The organism is Arthrobacter sp. EPSL27, from assembly GCF_001512305.1.
Lineage (GTDB): Bacteria > Actinomycetota > Actinomycetes > Actinomycetales > Micrococcaceae > Arthrobacter.
In genome coordinates this window covers 514,185-531,181 of the sequence record NZ_LNUT01000003.1, presented here as the reverse complement: position 1 = coordinate 531,181, position 16,997 = coordinate 514,185, and the positions used below count along the sequence as shown (strand labels likewise).

Genomic DNA, 16,997 nt, shown 5'->3' with positions numbered 1-16,997 from the left:
TCTAGGCCTTCGGAACGTGGGCGGCGTGCCCGGCGTTGCGGAGGCCCTCGCGGAGCTTCTCGGCGTTGGCGTCCAGCCGCGCCGGATCGGGGTTCTGATCCACGGAGCCGAAGTCGAAGTCCGCCATGGTGTTGGACGGCCACACGTGGACGTGCAGGTGGTTGATCTCGTAGCCGGCCACGATCAGGCCTGCCCGCGCCGCGCCGAACACGTCAACCTGGACGGCGCCGATCTTCTGCGCCACCTGCATCACCCGGGCCAGCAGCTCCGGGGACGCGTCCGTCCAGCGGTCCACTTCCTGGGTGGGGACCACCAGGGTGTGGCCGTCGGCGAGCGGGCCCACGGTCAGGAACGCCACGACGTCGTCCTCCCGCCAGACGAAGCGGCCGGGGATCTCTCCGTTGATGATCCGGGTGAAGAGAGTGCTCATGCGTCTGCCCTTTCCGAGGGTGTTCCGAGGGTGCTGGTGTCCAGGACAAAACGGTACTTCACATCGCCGGCCACCATGCGGTCGTAGGCCTGGTTCAGCTGGTCCGCGGCCACTACCTCGACGTCGGAGGTGACGCCGTGCTCTGCGCAGAAGTCCAGCATCTCCTGGGTCTCCGCAATGCCGCCGATCAGCGACCCGGCGTAGGCGATGCGGCGCCGGATCAGCGCCCCGGGGTTCACCGGCGGCATGCCCTCCGAGGGGAGCCCGAGCTGGAAGAGGGCCCCGTCCACGCGCAGGGTGCGGAAGTACGGGTTGAGGTCGTGCGGCGCGGCGACGGTGTCGATGATGACGTCGATGCTCCGGTTCGCGGCATCCATCGCGGCCTCGTCGCTGGAGAGGATCACGTCGTCCGCGCCGAGTTCCCGGGCCGCGGCGATTTTGGACGCCGACGTGGTGAACACCTTGACCTCGGCGCCCATGGCCTTGGCCAGTTTCACGGCCATGTGCCCCAGGCCGCCCAGCCCGACGACGCCGACGACGTCGCCCTCCTCGACGTCGAAGTGGCGCAGCGGCGAGTACGTGGTGATGCCGGCGCACAGCAGCGGCGCCGCGGCGGCGGGGTCCAGGTTCTCCGGGACGTGCAGCACGTAGCGGCGGTCCACGACGATGGACGTGGCGTAGCCGCCCTGGGTGATGGCGTCCCCGTTACGGCGGTCCTTGGCCCCGTAGGTGCCGGTCATGCCGTTTTCGCAGTACTGCTCCAGGCCGTCGAGGCAGCTGTCGCATTCGCGGCAGGAATCGACCATGCAGCCAACTCCCACCCGCTCACCCGGGGTGAAGTCCTCGACGGCGGAGCCGACGCGGCTGACCCGGCCCACGATTTCGTGGCCAGGGACCAGCGGGTAGTTCTGGTTGCCCCACTCGCCCCGGGTGGCGTGGACGTCCGAGTGGCAGAGCCCGCAGTATTCGATGGCGATCTCGACGTCGTCCGCTTTGGGCTCCCGGCGCGCGACGGTCAGGGGAACCAGGCCGCTGTCGGTCGCTGTCGCGCCATAAGCGGCAGCGAGGCGCGCGCCTCCGGCGGCGTCCGGTGAGCCGAGATCAGGCAGGGGCTTGGCGAGGGGCGGCGGTACGGGGCGTCCAGGAGTCATGAGTTGACGCTAACCCGGGCGGCGGGAGTTATCCAACCGGAAGCGCGCCCGGATTGAATGCCGCCCGGCGCGAAGGCAGCCCGGCGTCGAATGCGGACATCTTCCGCCGCGCGCCTGCAAGGATAGGCAGATGCAATCCCTTCCCGTCGCCCCGGTCGATTCTTTCGCAGCTGATCGAATGTGGGCGGCCTACGCCGCCGCCTGCCCCGGCGCTGTTGCCGCGTCGCCGGAGTACACGGTGGAACACTTCGGTGATTCACAGCGGCTGGCCAACGAACTCCTGGGCCTCGTCCTCAGCGGAAGAAAGCGCGCGACGGCGGAACTCGTCGCGGACTTCATCGCCCGCGGCGACCAGGTCCCCCGGATCGGATCCCACTGGATAGCGTGCGACGGCGACGGGGTGCCCCGCATCATCATCCGCAGCACGGAACTCCGCATCGGGCCGTTCACCAGCGCCGACGCGGCCTTCGCCCGGGACGAGGGTGAGGATGACCTGTCCCTGGACAGCTGGCAGCGCGAGCACCGCCGGTACTGGACGCGTGTTGCCGCCGCCGGCGGCCGTGAATGGTCGGAATCGGATGAGATCGTGTTCGAACGCTTCGACGTGGTGTGGCCGCCCGAGTACGCCGACGCCCGCACCCCGCGACAGTAGGCCGCCCTTTCTGTCCTTCGCTCCCGGCGTTCCGTTAAATGTCGGAGGTCGAAACTAGCCTTGAATCATGGAGAACAGGCGGGATCCAGAGGCAGTTCGGCCGGCGGGCGGGACGGTCGCGGACGTGCCGTGGGTGGGCATCAACCCGGACATGCCGGGGGTGGCCGCCAACGGTCCGGACGTGCCGGATTCGCACGAGGTCGGTCGGGAAAGCGCCCAGTCGTCCGGGGCTGGGTTGATTGCTGAGATCCGGGCCCTGGAGGACGCGAAGTCTGCCCTGTCGGCGCGGCAGGCGCGGTTGTCCGTCGAGTTTGATCTGGTCCAGCGCCGCGAACAAGCCGCCGCGGGGGTGCCGGCGGCCGAACTCGGTGCCGGGGTCGCGGCGCAGATTGCCCTGGCCCGGCGTGAGTCCCCGGCCAAGGGCGGCCGGCTCCTGGGCCTGGCGAAAGCCCTCGTCACGGAGATGCCGCACACGTTGGCGGCGCTGGAGGCCGGGCAGGTCAACGAATGGCGCGCCACTCTGCTCGTGAAGGAAACAGCCGCGCTGACCGCGGCGGACCGGGCCGCCGTCGATGAGGAACTCGCCGCGGACACGGGGACGTTCGACGGTGCCGGGGACCGGGCCATCATCGCCGCGGCGCGGGCCGCGGCGTACCGGCGGGACCCGCGCACCGTCACCCAGCGTGCCGCCCACGCCGCGACCGAACGGACCGTGACGCTCCGCCCGGCTCCGGACACCATGTGCTACCTCACCGCCCTTCTGCCTGCCTCCGCCGGGGTCGCCGTGTACGCAGCGCTGACCCGGTACGCCGACACCGCCCGCGCCGCCGGAGACCCCCGAACCCGCGGCCAGCTCAAAGCCGACGCCCTCGTCGAACGGACCACCGGCACCCGCGGCGGGATCACCGGCATCGAAATCCAGCTCATCATGACCGACCGCACCCTCCTGAAGGGAGACCCGGAACCCGCCAGGCTCCCCGGCTACGGCATCGTCCCCGCCGGCTGGGCCCGGGAACTGCTCAGCGGAGGAAAGGCGGCCGGCACCCGCACCGGACCAGAAAACACGGCAGGAACTGCCGGCGGCGGCGCGGGAACCCGCGGAGACGGGACTGGACGCGCGCCAACCGACCCGGGATCGGATCTCGGAACGGAAACAGAAACGGATGCGGGCGCCGACGCTGACCCGCACGCGGACCTGACCCTCTGTCTCCGGCGGCTCTACACCGCGCCGGGCACCGGGGAACTGGTTGCGCTGGACTCCCGGGCCCGGCTGTTCCCGCCCGGCCTCCGCAGGTTCATCACCGCCCGCGACGGCACCTGCCGCACCCCCTACTGCGACGCGCCCATCCGCCATCTGGACCACATCGCCCCCTGGCACCACGGCGGACCCACCACAGCCGCCAACGGCGCCGGGCTCTGCGAAGCCTGCAACCACACCAAAGAAACCCCCGGCTGGACCGTCAGGCCACGCCCCGGCCCCAGACACACCCTCCAAGTCACCACCCCCACCGGCCACACCTACCACTCCACCGCACCACCCCTCCCCGGCACCCCTGTAACCGGCAGCCGGTTCACCAACCCGGCCCTGGCCAGCGCCGCCGAGGCCACACCCGGCACGGCAGACACCAGCCGTCACCGCCGCAAACTGCGGCACCACCTGAAAGCCGACAGATGCAGACGCAGGTCTGTCCTGCCCGCGGCCTAACGGAGCATTCATGCGCACATTCCAGCCCAGTTACTTCGGTGCCGCTTCCCGCCGCCCCGCCCAAGAACCTCGGAATCCCGCGGTTTTTGGGGTGGAGCTGCGTTCAAAAAAGGGAGTAACCGGGCTGGACCGTCATGCGGGAACGGCCAGCACCGGAACACCGGCCCGTTGCGCACGGCGGTCTACCGCGCCGCATCTCCGGCCGGATACGGCTCGGCTCCGGTCACCACGTCGTTCGATTCGTTGTTTGACCACTCCGAGAAGGACCCCGGATACAGTGCGGCGGGGAATCCGGCGATCGCAAGCGCGGCAATTTCGTGGGCTGCCGTGACCCCGGAGCCGCAGTAAACGGCGGTGGGCACGTCGGAGCGCACCCCGAGTCCGGTGAACCGTTCCCGCAGTGCCGCGGCCGGCAGGAACTTGCCGTCGGCCCCCAGATTGTCGGTGGTGGGGGCGCTGACCGCTCCCGGGATGTGGCCCGCCCGCGGGTCCACGGGTTCGAATTCCCCGCGGTACCGCTCCCCAGCCCGTGCATCGAGCAGCAGTCCCTGCCGCCCCCAGGAGGCTGCCTGCCCGGCGTCGACCACGGGCAGGCCACCGTCCGTGAGCACCACATCGCCGGGCTCCACGTGCTGTTCGCCGCTGTCGACGTCGAAGTCCGCCGCGCGCCATGCGGCCAGTCCGCCGTCGAGCAGGTAAACCTCCTGCAGGCCGGCGTTCCGTAGCATCCACCAGACCCGGGCGGCGGCCAGGTTGCCGCTGTCGTCATAGGCCACCACCGCGTCGCCGTTGCGGATGCCCCAGGACCGGGCAGATGCCTGGAACGCTTCAGGGGACGGGAGCGGGTGGCGGCCGCGGCTCGGGTCCGCCGACCCGGCCAGTTCGGTGGCAAGGTCCACGAAGACGGCACCGGGCAGGTGCTCCGCGAGGTAGTGCTCCCGGCCGCGCGGGTCGCCGAGGGCCCACCGCACATCCAGCAATACCGTCCGCCGGCCGGTGGCCGCGGCTCCGTCCAGGCGGTCCTTGAGGGTGGCAACGTCCATGAGGGTCTGCATCCGCCCACTCTATCCAGTGGGGCCCCGCCCCCGCGGGTAGGCTGGTGCGGTGATGAGAGTACTGCAGCAGGACCGGGCCTGGGCCGACGAGGCCATCCGCCGCATCAACGCCGAAAACAACCGGTCCGCGGACACGCACCTGTACTCGGTCCCGCTGCCGGAACACTGGGGCGTGCAGCTCTACCTCAAGGACGAGTCAACGCACCGGACCGGCAGCCTGAAACACCGCCTGGCCCGCTCGCTGTTCCTGTTCGGGCTGGTCAACGGGTGGATCTCTGAAGGCACCACCATCGTGGAGGCCTCCAGCGGCAGCACCGCCGTCTCGGAGGCCTATTTTGCCCAGCTGCTCGGGCTGCCGTTCATCGCCGTGATGGCCCGGACCACCAGCCGCGAGAAGATCGCCCTGATCGAGCAGTTCGGTGGCTCCTGCCTGCTGGTGGATCATGCCTCCGAGGTCTACGAAGCCGCCGCAGACCTCGCCCGGCGCACCAGCGGCCACTACATGGACCAGTTCACCTACGCCGAGCGTGCAACGGACTGGCGCGGCAACAACAACATCGCCGAATCGATCTTTGGCCAGCTTGCCCTTGAGGAGCACCCGATCCCCCGCTGGATCGTGGTGGGCGCCGGCACTGGCGGCACCAGCGCCACCATCGGCCGCTACCTCCGCTACCACCGCCATAACACCCGGCTCGCCGTCGTGGACCCGGAGAACTCGGCGTTTTACCCCGGCTGGCTGGAGAGCCGCGGACCGTCCGGCGGCGGGACCCCCGCTGCGGGCCAGCCGTCCAGGATTGAGGGGATCGGCCGGGCCCGGATGGAACCCAGCTTCGTGCCGGCCGTCATCGACCACATGGTCCAGGTCCCCGACGCTGCCTCGGTGGCTGCAATGCGGCATTTGCACGAGTACGCCGGCCTGCACGCCGGCCCGTCCACCGGCACCAATCTCTGGGGCGTCTGGCAGCTCATCGCGGAGATGATCAGGGAGGGCCGCCGGGGCAGCGTGGTGTCGCTGATGTGCGACGGCGGTGACCGCTACGCCGGGAACTATTACAGCCCGGAATGGCTCAAGTCCCAGGGCCTGGACCCCGCCCCGCATGAAGCGGCCATCCGGGAATTCTTCGCCACGGGAACCTGGCCAGCCTAGGCCCGGACGGTTCTAGACGTCCACCGTGTCGCCGCTGGAGAGGTGCCGGTACTCGGTGCCGTACTTGGCGCCGAACCGGGTCACGTGCCCCTCCACCAGCCCGCGTCCGTTCTCGTTGAGCAAGGCGTCGTGGATGGGGAAGGCCTTCGGGGCGCGGACGCCGATCACGAAGTCCACCACCTCCCCGATCTTGTTCCACGGTGCGTGGATCGGCACCAGCAACGTCTGCACCTCCACGCCGTCGGGCACAACAAACGAGTCCCCCGGGTGGTAGACATTCGAATCCACGAAGTAGCCGAGATTGGCCACCACCGGAATCTGCGGATGGATCACCGCGTGCTGGCCGCCGAAGCACCGGACGGAGAACCCTGCCGCTTCAAAGTCCTCGCCGGGGGCCACCGTATGGATCCGCTGCCCGGCGTCGGGCGCCTTCCCGCGCAGTTGCTCCGCGACCCCGGCGGGCGCGAAGAGCTGCAGGGAACGGTCAGCCAACAGGGCGGCGGTGACAGCGTCGACGTCGATATGGTCCGGGTGCTCGTGGGTGACCAGGACTGCGTCCGCGCCGGCGAGGGCCTGATCCGTCTCGGAGAAGTTCCCCGGATCAAAGACCAGCACCCTGCCGTCCTGCTCCAGCCGGACACACGCATGCGTAAACTTCGTCAGCAACATCTGGCCAGCCTAGGGTCCTGCACCGGCGGTGTCCACGGGGCCGGCTGGTAATCTGGAACCTTGCCACCACCCCGTACCGAGACCACCAGTGAAGCGAGTTCCACGATGTCCCACGGCGCCACAGCCGCCGGCCGCCGGACCACGGCGCCGGCACCCGCCGCGGCCAAGGAGCAGCGGGTCACCAAGCAGCGGCTGGCGGTCAGCGCCGCCCTGGACGAACTGACAGATTTCGTCAGCACCCAGGAACTGCACCGCATACTGCAGGACCGCGGCACCTCGGTGTCCCTCGCCACGTCCTACCGGATCCTGCAGTCCCTCGCGGACGAGGGCCAGGTGGACGTCCTCCGGAACGCCGACGGCGAGGCCGTGTACCGGCGCTGTGCCGACACCGGCCACCACCACCATCTCCTGTGCCGCAGCTGCGGCAAGGCCGTGGAAGTCGAGGCGCCCGCCGTCGAGGCCTGGGCCGCGCGGACGGCGGCCGAGCACGGCTTCACCGCAGTGGAACACACCGTCGAGATTTTCGGGCTGTGCCCGGACTGCACCGCCCGGAGCGGCGCCTAGCCCTTAGGACGGCCGGCAGGAGCCAGCGTCTCGTCCGCATCGTCGGCGGTGATGAGGATGTTGCCCTCCGCGATGGATTCGGACAGGACGTCGTGCTCAATGGCAGTGGCCAGCGGCTTGGGCTTGACGAAGCACATCAGCACGGCGGCGGCCAGCGCCAGCGGCACCATCCAGATGAAGATGGGCGTCAGCGCGTCGTTGTAGGAGGAAATGACGGCCTCCTTGACCGGCGCCGGTAGCTGGCTGACCAGGGCCGGCGTCAGCGAGTTCGCTCCTCCCGGGGTGCCACCCCCGGTGGCCGCGGCCGGCAGCCGCTCGGCGAGGAGCTCGGCCAGCCGGCTGGCGAAGAGGCTGCCCACGACGGCGGAGCCGAGGGTGGCGCCGATCTGCCGGAAGAAGTTGTTCGACGCCGTGGCGGTCCCGACTTCGCGCAGCGGGAACGAGTTCTGCACAATCAGGACCATGATCTGCATGCTCAGGCCCAGCCCCAGTCCCATCACGGCCAGGTAGGCGCAGATTTCCCAGAGCGGCGCTTCCGGCTTGAGGGTGGAGAGCAGCACGAGGGCGATGGCCACCAGCACGCCGCCGGCAATCGGCATCCACTTGTAGCGGCCCGTGCGGCTGACCAGCTGCCCGGAGACCACCGAGGCCACCAGGAGCGCGCCCATCATCGGAATCATCAGCAGCCCGGATTCGGTGGCGTTGACGCTGAACGCCATCTGGAGATAGGTGGGCAGGTAGCCAATCGCACCGAACATCGCGACGCCGATCAGCAGGCCGGCGATGGTGGACAGGTTGAAGTTGAGGTCCTTGAACAGGTGCAGCGGAATGATCGGCTCGGCCGTGCGGCGCTCCACCAGAACGAACGCGACCGCGCTGAGAACCGTGCCTGCGATCAGGGCCAGGATGATCGGATCGTTCCATTCGTACTTGCCGCCGCCCCAGGTCGCGAACAGCACCAGGCAGGTGGTCGCGACCGCCAGCAGCACCATGCCGCCAAAGTCCAGCCGGGGCTTTCCGCTGTGCTTGGGAAGCTTCAGGAAGAAGACGGCTCCGGCGAGTGCCAGCAGGCCGAGCGGAATGTTGATCCAGAACACCCAGCGCCAGCCGGGCCCTTCGGTGAACCAGCCGCCCAGCAAGGGGCCGGCAACGGAGGCGATGGCGAAGACGCCACCCATCATGCCCATGTACTTGCCGCGTTCGCGGGGCGGGACGACGTCGGCGATGACGGCCTGCGACAGGATCATCAGGCCGCCGCCGCCGAGGCCCTGCACCACGCGGGCGACGATGAGCACGCCCATGTCGTTGGCGAGGCCGCCGATGACGGACCCGATCATAAACAGGATGATCGCGGCAATCAGCAGCGACTTGCGTCCCATCAGGTCGCCGAGTTTGCCGTAGATGGGCATGGTGATGGTGGAGGCGAGAATGAAGGCGGTGATGACCCAGAGCATGTCGCTGACGCCGTTGAGTTCGCCCACGATGGTGGGCAGGGCCGTGCTGAGCACGGTCTGGTTGAGCGCTGCCAGAAGCATCGAGAGCATCAGGCCCACGAAGAGCAGCACCATGTGTTGCTTTTCCCCGGCCGGTCCGGTGGAGGGGGCAGTGTGCGTGGTCATGAGAGTTTCCTTAGCAAGTGGTGAAGGAGTGCCAGCGAGGGCTGGAGGGTTTCCGCGGAGAGCCCCTCGACGGGGTCGAAATCGGCGGAGGTGATCTTGAAGCGGATGGGGACGCCGGCGAGCATGACCAGCATGCGCGCCGATTCCTCCGGGCTGAACCCTTCGGCGCCGGCCGCCCAGCCGGGATCCTGTGCCAGCAGGCCGGCCAGTCCCTGGCAGACCAAGTTCTCGGCCTTGACCATGTAGTCCATGTGGCGGCGGCCCAGGTGGGGGTCCCGGGCGATCAGCTGGCGGCGGCGCACCCGGTCCTCGCCCCCGAGGGCCGTTGTGGCGACGGCCATCAGGAGGTTCGCCACCTGGCCCGCCAGATCGTCCGCTGCAAGGGAGACCTCAGAGAGAAGCGCCGCATCCAGGACCGGCTCCCGCAGGCCCAGGATGGCGTCTTCTTTCGCCTGGAAATAGTTGAAGAAGGTCCGCGGGGAAACGCCCGCGCTGGCTGCGACGGCCTCAACCGTGGTCTGCTCGACGCCGTGCTGCAGGGCGAGCGATGCGGCCGCCTCATGGAGCGCCGTCCACGTCTCGGCTTTTTTGCGCTCACGGAGGGGCATCGAAACGGCGGCAGTCATGACCTCAATATTTGCATGACTGCAATCTATGCACAAGTGCATACTTGCACTCGCGCAACTTTGGCCCCCGACGGCGGAACGCGCCTGCGGGCTCAGGCGGCCGTCGCCGCGTGCGGCCGGACCACCCTCCCGTTGAGTCCGCGCTTGGCCCGGATGCCGCCGATGATCCGGCAGGCAACGTAGATCAGGAAGGACAGTGTGGTGACATAGGGGCTGATGGGAATCCGCCCGCCCAGCGCCAGCAGGATGCCGCCCACGGTCGCCGTGACGGCAAACGCGACACTCAGGACCACAACCAGTGGCGGCGATGACGTCACGCGCATGGCGGCCGCCGCGGGGGTGATCAGCAGCGCCAGCACCAGCAGGGCGCCGACAATCTGGATGGACAGCGCCACACTAACGCCCAGCAGCAGCATAAAGCCGAGGGCGAGGGCCCGCACGGGCACGCCGCGGGCCGAGGCGACGTCCGGGTCCACGCTCGCGAAGCTAAGGGGCCGCCAGATGGCCACGAGGGCGATCATCACGGTGATCGCGGCGACCGCCAGGACCTGCAGCTGCACGGTGCCGACGGAGACGATCTGGCCGGTCAGCAGGCCGAACTTGTTGGCCGCACGCCCCTCATAGAGGGAGAGAAACAGGATGCCGAGGCCCAGTCCAAACGGCATGATGACGCCGATGATCGAATTCTTGTCCCGGGCACGGACGCCCAGCACGCCCAGCAGCAGCGCCGCCACCACGGATCCGAACAGCGAGCCCAGGATGATGTCAGCCCCGATCAGCAGGGCAAAGGCCGCGCCCGCGAAGGAAAGTTCGGAGATCCCGTGCACGGCGAACGCCAGGTCCCGCTTCATCACGAAGGTTCCTATGAGTCCGCCCAGCAGCCCCAGCACCGCGCCTGCCCAGAGGGAGTTCTGGACCAGCACCAGGAGGTCGCCGTAGTTCTCGAAGTTGAAGACGGAATTGAGCAGGCTGTCCAGATCCATCTAGCCCACCTCCCCCGCCACTGCATGGGCGTCCTCGTGGTGGTGGGTGGTGGCATCCGGGAGCCCGACGACGATGAGCCGCCCGTTGGCCTTGATCACTTCAACGTGGCTGCCGTACAGGTCCGACAGCACCTCAGTGGTCATGACCTCTTCGGGCGGGCCGACCCGGAACCGTCCGCCGGCCAGGTACAGCACCCGGTCCACGTAGTCCATGATCGGGTTGATCTCGTGGGTAACGAACACCACGGCGCTGTCCTGCTCGTGGCACTGCTTGTTGATCAGGGCGCTGACGGCCTGCTGGTGCTGCAGGTCCAGGGACAGCAAGGGTTCATCACAGAGCAGCACGCTGGGATCGGCGGCAAGCGCCTGCGCAACCCGCAGCCGCTGCTGCTCTCCGCCGGAGAGCTGGCCCACCGGAACCTTGGCGTAGTCGGCGGCCCCGACAAGCTCGAGCAGCTCGTCGATCCGCCGGTTGATCCGGGCCCCGCCGAGCCGGACTCCCCAGCGGTGGCCGTCGACGCCGAGGCCCACGAGGTCGCGGGCGCGCAGGGGCGTGTCCGGGTCGAAGGACTTCTGCTGCGGGATGTAGCCGATGCCGCGGTTGCCGCGCTGGACCGGCCGGCCAGCCAGGGTGGCGGTGCCGGAACTCAGCTCCTGGAGCCCCAGCAGCACCTTGAGGAATGTCGTTTTGCCGCTGCCGTTGGGGCCGAGGACTGCGAAGAACTCACCCGGATTGATGTCCAGATCGAGGCCCTCCCACAGCGTCCGCTGACCGAACGCGAGGGAGGCCCCTCGGAGGCTCACTACGGGTGTCACCTTTTTGTTTTCCTCGAATTCTGCGCGGAGCCTGCTGACGCTGTCCCGCTTATCTTAGGCCAGGGCCTTGGCAATATTGTCGACATTGTCCGTCATCCACTGCACGTACGATTTTGCGTCCGGCAGCGTCTCGCTGAAGTTCACCACAGGGACGCCGGCCGCGTTGGCCGCCTCCCGGACCGCGACGGTCTGCGGGCCTTCGGTCTGCTGGTTGTAGGCCAGCAGCCTGACGCTGCCTGACGCCATCAGGTCGGTGGTGGCTTTCAGCACGGCGGGGGAAACATCGGCGTCTTCCTCGATGGCGGCGGTGTACTCTGCCGGCGTCTGGTTCTCCAGGCCGGCCGCCTCGAGCAGGTACAGCGGCACAGGCTCCGTCACGGCAACGGGCGCCGCGCCGGCGGAGGCCTTGATGTCCGCAAGCCGGGTGTCGAGGACACCGAGCGAGTCCTTGAACTCTGCGGCGTTGCTGCGGAACGTTTCGGCGGAGGACGGTTCGAGCTCACCCAGCTTGGCAGCCACGGCATCCGCCAGGCGCTCCATGGCGGGCAGGCTGTACCAGACGTGCTCGTTCAGGCCCTCATGGGCGTGGCCGTGCTCCTCGGCGTCGTGCGACGCGCCGGCTTCCTCCGCCGGGACCAGCCCGGACAGCTCCACCGCGTTCAGGACGTTGCCGTGGTCCAGCCCCGTATCGTCGGCCAGCTTGTGGATGAAGCCGTCGTACCCGCCGCCGTTCTCCACCACCAGTTCAGCCTTCGAGACCGCCAGCTTGTCCTGGGTGGTGGCTTCGTAGGAGTGCGGGTCCTGGCTGGTGCGCGTGATGATGGAATTGACGCGCACCTTGTCGCCGCCGATGCTGCTGACGATGTCGCCGTACACGCTGGTGGACGCCACGACGTCGACAATTCCGTCTTCCGCGCTGCCCCGCGGGCTCTCCCCCGCCTGGCCGCAGGCCGTCAGGAGCACGCTCAGGCCGGCGAGAACGGCAACGATGGGTCGGGCAGCAGGACGGCGCACGGGAAAACCTCGGATCTGTTATTGAGAATCAAGAGCAATAGCAACTGATCCGAGTGTAGCCCTAAATGGGAATGATTCCTATTTAGGGCTACACCCGATGGTCCCGCCGCTGCTGTGCGCCGTTTATTGTCCGCCGCTACTGCTCTTGGCCGAGCCTCCGGTAGCCGGTAGCCTGGGTGGCGTCCCTGATCTCGCCCACCAGTTCCTCGATGACGTCCTCGAGGAACAGCACGCCCTGGGTGTTGCCGCCCGGTCCGATGACGCGGGCCAGGTGTGATCCGGTCCGCTGCATGACGGACATGGCCTTCTCGATCTCGTCGTCCATGGACAGGTTCGCCAGGGACCGGATATTGCTCTCCGCGATGGGCTGGTGGTAGGCCGCGTCCGGAATGGTGAGCACATCCTTGATGTGGAGGTATCCGGAGAGCATTCCGTCATCGTCCAGCATCGGGAAGCGGGAGAACCCGGTCCGGCTCACGGCCTTTTCGAATTCCACCGGCGTGGTGGCAGCCTTGAGCATCACCAGCTTGTCCAGCGGCACCATCACCTTGGAGGCGGTCTGGTCCGAGAACTCCAGGGCCCCGGTGATCAGTCCGGCGTCGTCGTCCACAAGCCCGTGTCGGGTGGATTCCTGCACGATCGACTGCACCTCCTCCAAGGTGAAGGAGGACGAGACCTCGTCCTTGGGCTCGATCCGCATCAGCTTCAGGATGTGGTTGGCGGACCAGTTGAGGGCGACGATCACCGGCTTCACCACGCGGGCGATGAACATCAGCGGCGGCGCCAGCAGCAGGGCCGCCTTGTCCGCCACGGACACCGAGATGTTCTTCGGGACCATCTCGCCGATGGTGACGTGCAGGAAGGTGACCAGCAGCAGGGCGACGGCGAACGCGGCAATATCCGCCACCTCCGCCGGGATGCCCACGGCTTCCAGCGGGACCACCATCAGGTGGTGGATTGCCGGTTCCGCCACCTGGAGGATGAGCAGCGAACACACGGTGATGCCCAGCTGCGCGCACGCCAGCATGAGCGACACGTTCTCCATGGCGCGCAGGGTGGTCTGCGCGCGCTTGGAACCCGCCTCGGCAAGGGGCTCGATCTGGCTGCGCCGGGCGGACATGACCGCAAACTCGGCGCCCACGAAGAAGGCGTTGCCCAGCAGCAGCACCACAAGCCACAGAATTCCGGCCCAGTCGCTCATGCGGCACCGACCTGACCGGCGGGCTGGCCGCCGTCCACGGTACGGGCCGGCTTGAAGCAGATCCGGTCGATCCGCCGCCCGTCCATGCGGGTGACGCTCAAGGTGCCGCCGCCGACGTCGACCGTGTCACCGACCGCTGCGATCCGGCCCAGCTGGCTCATGACGTAGCCTCCCACCGTTTCGTAGGGAGACTCGTCGGGCACGGTCAGGCCCGGGATCTGTTCGGAGAGTTCATCCGGGCGGAGCAGGCCCGGGAAGTACCAGTCCCCCGAGGCGCTCTGCAGCAGCCCCGGCCGGACCTTGTCGTGCTCGTCGGCGACTTCACCGACGATTTCCTCCACCAGGTCCTCGAGCGTGGCGATGCCGGCGGTTCCGCCGTACTCGTCCAGGACCACTGCCAGCTGCAGGTTCCCTTCACGCAGTTCCGCGAGGAGCGCGTCGAGGTGGATGGTCTCGGGCACCCGGAGCACGTCCGTCATGATGGCACCTGCTTCGAGGTTGGCGCGCCGGTCCGACGGGACGGCGATGGCCTTCTTGATGTGCACCACGCCGCGGATGTCGTCCGCGGATTCCCCGATCACGGGGAACCGTGAATAGCCGGTGCGGCGTGCGGCGTCGACGATGTCGGACACCGGCTGGTGGCCGTCGATGGTCTCAACCCGGATGCGGGGCGTCATTACGTCCGCTGCCGTCCGGCCGGAGAACTTCAGGGTCCGGTCGATGAAGTTGGCGGTGCCGGCGTCGAGTGTTCCCATCTGCGCCGACCGGCGGACGAGGGAGGCCAGCTCGGCAGGGGTGCGGGCCCCCGAGATCTCCTCCTTGGCTTCCAGGCCGAAGATGTTGAGCACCTTGTTGGAGAAGCCGTTGAGTACCACAATGGCGGGTTTGAAAACCGCGGTGAAGATCAGCTGCGGCCGGGCCAGGGCCTTGCCCACTTGGAACGACAGCGCAATGGCCATGTTCTTTGGCACCAGCTCGCCGATCAGCATGGAGAGCAGCGTGGCGAAGGCCATCGCGAGGATGAGCGAGACCGAGGAGATCGCGGCCTCCGGAAGCCCCAGGGCGGCCAGCGGGCCTTCCAGGAGTTTGCCGACCGACGGCTCCATCACGTAGCCGGTGAGCAGCGTGGTGATGGTGATGCCCAGCTGGCAGCTGGAGAGCTGCGTGGACAGGGATTTGAGGCATTTGAGCAGGGGTACGGCGGCGGTGTCGCCGTCATCCACGGCCCGCTGGACGGCGGCCTGGTCAAGGGCGACGAGCGAGAATTCGACGGCCACGAAGAAGCCGGTTCCGAGGACGAGCAGCAGGCCCGCTGCGAGAAGGATCCACTCCATTTAGCGGCCCGCTTCCGGGCCGCCGGCAGCGCCTGGCGGAGGATGGTCGGCCGGAGCCGACCCTGGTTCCTGGCAGGAACCGGTTTGGGAGGAACCTGCTGCCGGAGAGTGATGGGCGCGTGAACGGGGTTTGCCGGCTCTTCGGGAAGACTGCGCGGGAACGGTGTCCGTTCCCCGCTGACAGCCCCCAGGCCGGCACCTAGATTTACTGTCCATAAGAAGCTCAGTCTACAGGAGCAGCACGCCTCACCAGCTCTGCGGCACCGGCCGGCCTTCCTCGTATCCGGCAGCGGACTGGATCCCTGCCACAGCGCGCTCCCGGAACGCGCCAAGGTCCGCCGCCCCCGCGTAGCTCATGGAGCTGCGGAGTCCGGCCGTGATCATGTCCAGCAGGTCTTCGACGCCGGGCCGGGCCGGATCGATGAACATCCGCGACGTGGAGATGCCTTCCTCGAACAGGGCCTTGCGGTCCTTCTCGAAGGCGCCTTCGCGCTGGTTGCGGTTCTGCACGGCGCGGGCGGACGCCATGCCGAAGCTTTCCTTGTACTGCCGCCCGCCGGCGTCCTGCTGCAGGTCCCCGGGGCTTTCATGCGTGCCGGCAAACCAGGACCCGATCATGACCTGGCTGGCGCCGGCCGCCAGGGCGAGGGCCACGTCGCGCGGGTATCGGACGCCCCCGTCGGCCCAGACGCGGCCGCCGGCAGCCCGGGCGGCGGCTGAACATTCCAGCACCGCGGAGAACTGCGGCCGGCCCACAGCCGTCATCATGCGCGTGGTGCACATGGCGCCGGGCCCGACGCCGACCTTGACGATGTCCGCCCCGGCCTGGATCAGTTCACTGGTCGCCTCGGCCGTGACCACGTTCCCCGCCACCACGGGAACACCGGGGTCGAGTGCCTTGACGGCGGCCAGGGCATCAAACATTTTCTGCTGGTGGCCGTGCGCGGTGTCCAGCACCAGCACGTCGACACCGGCGGCCAGGAGTTCCGCTGCCCGCCCGGCGACGTCGCCGTTGATCCCGACGGCGGCGGCCACCTTGAGCCGGCCGGCCTTATCCAGCGACGGCCGGTAAAGGGTGGAGCGCAGCGCGCCCTTGCGGGTAAGGACACCGGCCAGGACGCCGTCCCGCTGCACGGGCGCCAGGTCGGTCCCGGCCGTGTCCATCGCGTCGAAAGCCGCCCGCAGGCCCTGGTCCGCTCCGGCGCCGGAACCGCCGTCGAGCGTGGCCGCGTCCAGCACCAGCGGCTGGTGCCGCATCACCGAGGCGAGCGACGCGAACCGGTCCTGCCCCTCGCAGTCAGCGGCCCGGACGACGCCGGCCACCGCGCCGGAGTCATCCACCACCACCACGGCCCCGTGCGGACGCTTGCCCATCAGGTGCAGGGCATCAATGACGGTGTGGCCCGGGGAGAGCGTGACCGGGGTTTCGAGGACGGTGTGCCGGGCCTTGATCCAGGCGGCAACGTCCCGGATGACGTCGAGCGGCACATCCTGCGGCAGCACTGCCAGTCCGCCGCGCCGGGCCATGGTCTCGGCCATGCGCTTGCCGGTCACCGCGGTCATGTTCGCCGCCACGAGCGGGATGGCGGAACCCGTCCCGTCGTCCGCGGCGAGGTCCACGTCGAGCCGCGAGGTCACCCCGGAACGGGACGGCACCAGAAAGAGGTCCGAGTAGGTCAGGTCTGTGGTGGGCTCGGTCAGGAAACGCACGGTTGCTCCTTATAAAGCTGCTGATCCGTCAAACGCTGCCGGTGCTTGAAACACTGCTGCCCGGCGAAGAGGGCGGGACGCGCTCACGGGTTCTCACAGCGATTGTAGCGAGGCTTTCCGACCGCCGCCGCCCGGGCTCCAGGGGGCCCGGTTGACCTGCCGCGGCGGCGGTTTAAGACGACTTGATGATTTGAGTCACCCTTATTGGCGGTTTGGCAAGAATCGTCACTAGACTGGCATGGGTCTGGGTTCACTGGACGTGGAGACTGGTTCATCCGTCGTGATGCGGCACCGTGAAACCAGTCGGGAATCAAACTCATG

At 68.4% G+C, this 16,997-nt stretch carries 16 protein-coding genes; 4 read left to right on the top strand and 12 right to left on the bottom strand.

Translation table 11 applies throughout. The annotated features are described in order from the left end of the window. Position 1: 1 nt before the first annotated feature. The gene (locus AR539_RS04430; protein ID WP_066432887.1) at positions 2 to 430 is read right to left on the bottom strand and encodes an HIT family protein; all 429 of its coding nucleotides are present in this window, start codon (positions 428 to 430) and stop codon (positions 2 to 4) included. Continuing rightward, on the bottom strand, positions 427 to 1,581 hold the full coding sequence (locus AR539_RS04425) for an NAD(P)-dependent alcohol dehydrogenase (RefSeq protein WP_066432886.1): 1,155 nt from the start codon (positions 1,579 to 1,581) through the stop codon (positions 427 to 429). Before AR539_RS04425 ends, AR539_RS04430 begins: the two co-directional genes overlap by 4 nt. Positions 1,582 to 1,711: 130 nt before the next feature. Here AR539_RS04425 and AR539_RS04420 point away from each other — a divergent pair, with 130 nt between their 5' ends. Further along, the gene (locus tag AR539_RS04420) at positions 1,712 to 2,233 is read left to right on the top strand and encodes an ASCH domain-containing protein (protein WP_066432885.1); all 522 of its coding nucleotides are present in this window, start codon (positions 1,712 to 1,714) and stop codon (positions 2,231 to 2,233) included. A gap of 151 nt (positions 2,234 to 2,384) precedes the next feature. Beyond that, entirely contained in the window at positions 2,385 to 3,938 is a 1,554-nt protein-coding gene (locus AR539_RS04415; RefSeq protein ID WP_157360927.1) for an HNH endonuclease signature motif containing protein, read from the top strand. A gap of 182 nt (positions 3,939 to 4,120) precedes the next feature. Here AR539_RS04415 and AR539_RS04410 read toward each other — a convergent pair whose 3' ends face one another. Then, positions 4,121 to 4,993, bottom strand: a complete 873-nt coding sequence (locus tag AR539_RS04410; RefSeq protein ID WP_066432884.1) for a sulfurtransferase — start codon at positions 4,991 to 4,993, stop codon at positions 4,121 to 4,123. A 52-nt stretch (positions 4,994 to 5,045) separates the two neighbouring features. On the opposite strand from AR539_RS04410, the gene AR539_RS04405 reads away from it, so the two are divergent. Then, a complete protein-coding gene (locus tag AR539_RS04405; protein ID WP_066432882.1) occupies positions 5,046 to 6,140 on the top strand; it encodes a PLP-dependent cysteine synthase family protein in 1,095 nt (364 codons plus the stop codon). A gap of 12 nt (positions 6,141 to 6,152) precedes the next feature. Here the strand turns inward: AR539_RS04405 and AR539_RS04400 are convergent, their stop codons facing one another. Then, entirely contained in the window at positions 6,153 to 6,809 is a 657-nt protein-coding gene (locus tag AR539_RS04400) for an MBL fold metallo-hydrolase (RefSeq protein WP_066432880.1), read from the bottom strand. Between the two features lie 105 nt (positions 6,810 to 6,914). Between AR539_RS04400 and AR539_RS04395 the strand changes: the two genes are divergently transcribed. Beyond that, entirely contained in the window at positions 6,915 to 7,373 is a 459-nt protein-coding gene (locus tag AR539_RS04395) for a Fur family transcriptional regulator (RefSeq protein ID WP_066432878.1), read from the top strand. Here AR539_RS04395 and AR539_RS04390 read toward each other — a convergent pair. The 8 genes from AR539_RS04390 to AR539_RS04355 all read right to left on the bottom strand — a co-directional run bounded on the left by AR539_RS04390 (position 7,370) and on the right by AR539_RS04355 (position 16,676). Next, entirely contained in the window at positions 7,370 to 8,992 is a 1,623-nt protein-coding gene (locus tag AR539_RS04390; protein ID WP_066432876.1) for an MDR family MFS transporter, read from the bottom strand. The genes AR539_RS04395 and AR539_RS04390 overlap by 4 nt on opposite strands. Next, a complete protein-coding gene (locus AR539_RS19280; protein WP_066432875.1) occupies positions 8,989 to 9,618 on the bottom strand; it encodes a TetR/AcrR family transcriptional regulator in 630 nt (209 codons plus the stop codon). The genes AR539_RS04390 and AR539_RS19280 overlap by 4 nt, the downstream gene beginning before the upstream one ends. A 92-nt stretch (positions 9,619 to 9,710) precedes the next feature. Next, positions 9,711 to 10,601: a metal ABC transporter permease gene (locus tag AR539_RS04380; RefSeq protein WP_066432873.1), complete on the bottom strand. Its 891-nt coding sequence runs from the start codon at positions 10,599 to 10,601 to the stop codon at positions 9,711 to 9,713. Then, on the bottom strand, positions 10,602 to 11,405 hold the full coding sequence (locus tag AR539_RS04375) for a metal ABC transporter ATP-binding protein (RefSeq protein WP_066432872.1): 804 nt from the start codon (positions 11,403 to 11,405) through the stop codon (positions 10,602 to 10,604). It lies immediately after the preceding gene. Between the two features lie 66 nt (positions 11,406 to 11,471). After that, positions 11,472 to 12,431, bottom strand: coding sequence for a metal ABC transporter solute-binding protein, Zn/Mn family (locus AR539_RS04370; RefSeq protein WP_066432870.1), 960 nt, complete (start codon positions 12,429 to 12,431; stop codon positions 11,472 to 11,474). Positions 12,432 to 12,567: 136 nt separating this feature from the next. Next, a complete protein-coding gene (locus tag AR539_RS04365; RefSeq protein WP_066432869.1) occupies positions 12,568 to 13,632 on the bottom strand; it encodes a hemolysin family protein in 1,065 nt (354 codons plus the stop codon). Continuing rightward, positions 13,629 to 14,966 (bottom strand): hemolysin family protein, encoded by a 1,338-nt coding sequence (locus AR539_RS04360; RefSeq protein WP_066432868.1) that lies wholly within the window; start codon positions 14,964 to 14,966, stop codon positions 13,629 to 13,631. Before AR539_RS04360 ends, AR539_RS04365 begins: the two co-directional genes overlap by 4 nt. Before the next feature lie 246 nt (positions 14,967 to 15,212). Beyond that, positions 15,213 to 16,676, bottom strand: a complete 1,464-nt coding sequence (locus tag AR539_RS04355; RefSeq protein ID WP_066432867.1) for a GuaB1 family IMP dehydrogenase-related protein — start codon at positions 16,674 to 16,676, stop codon at positions 15,213 to 15,215. Positions 16,677 to 16,997: the final 321 nt, after the last annotated feature.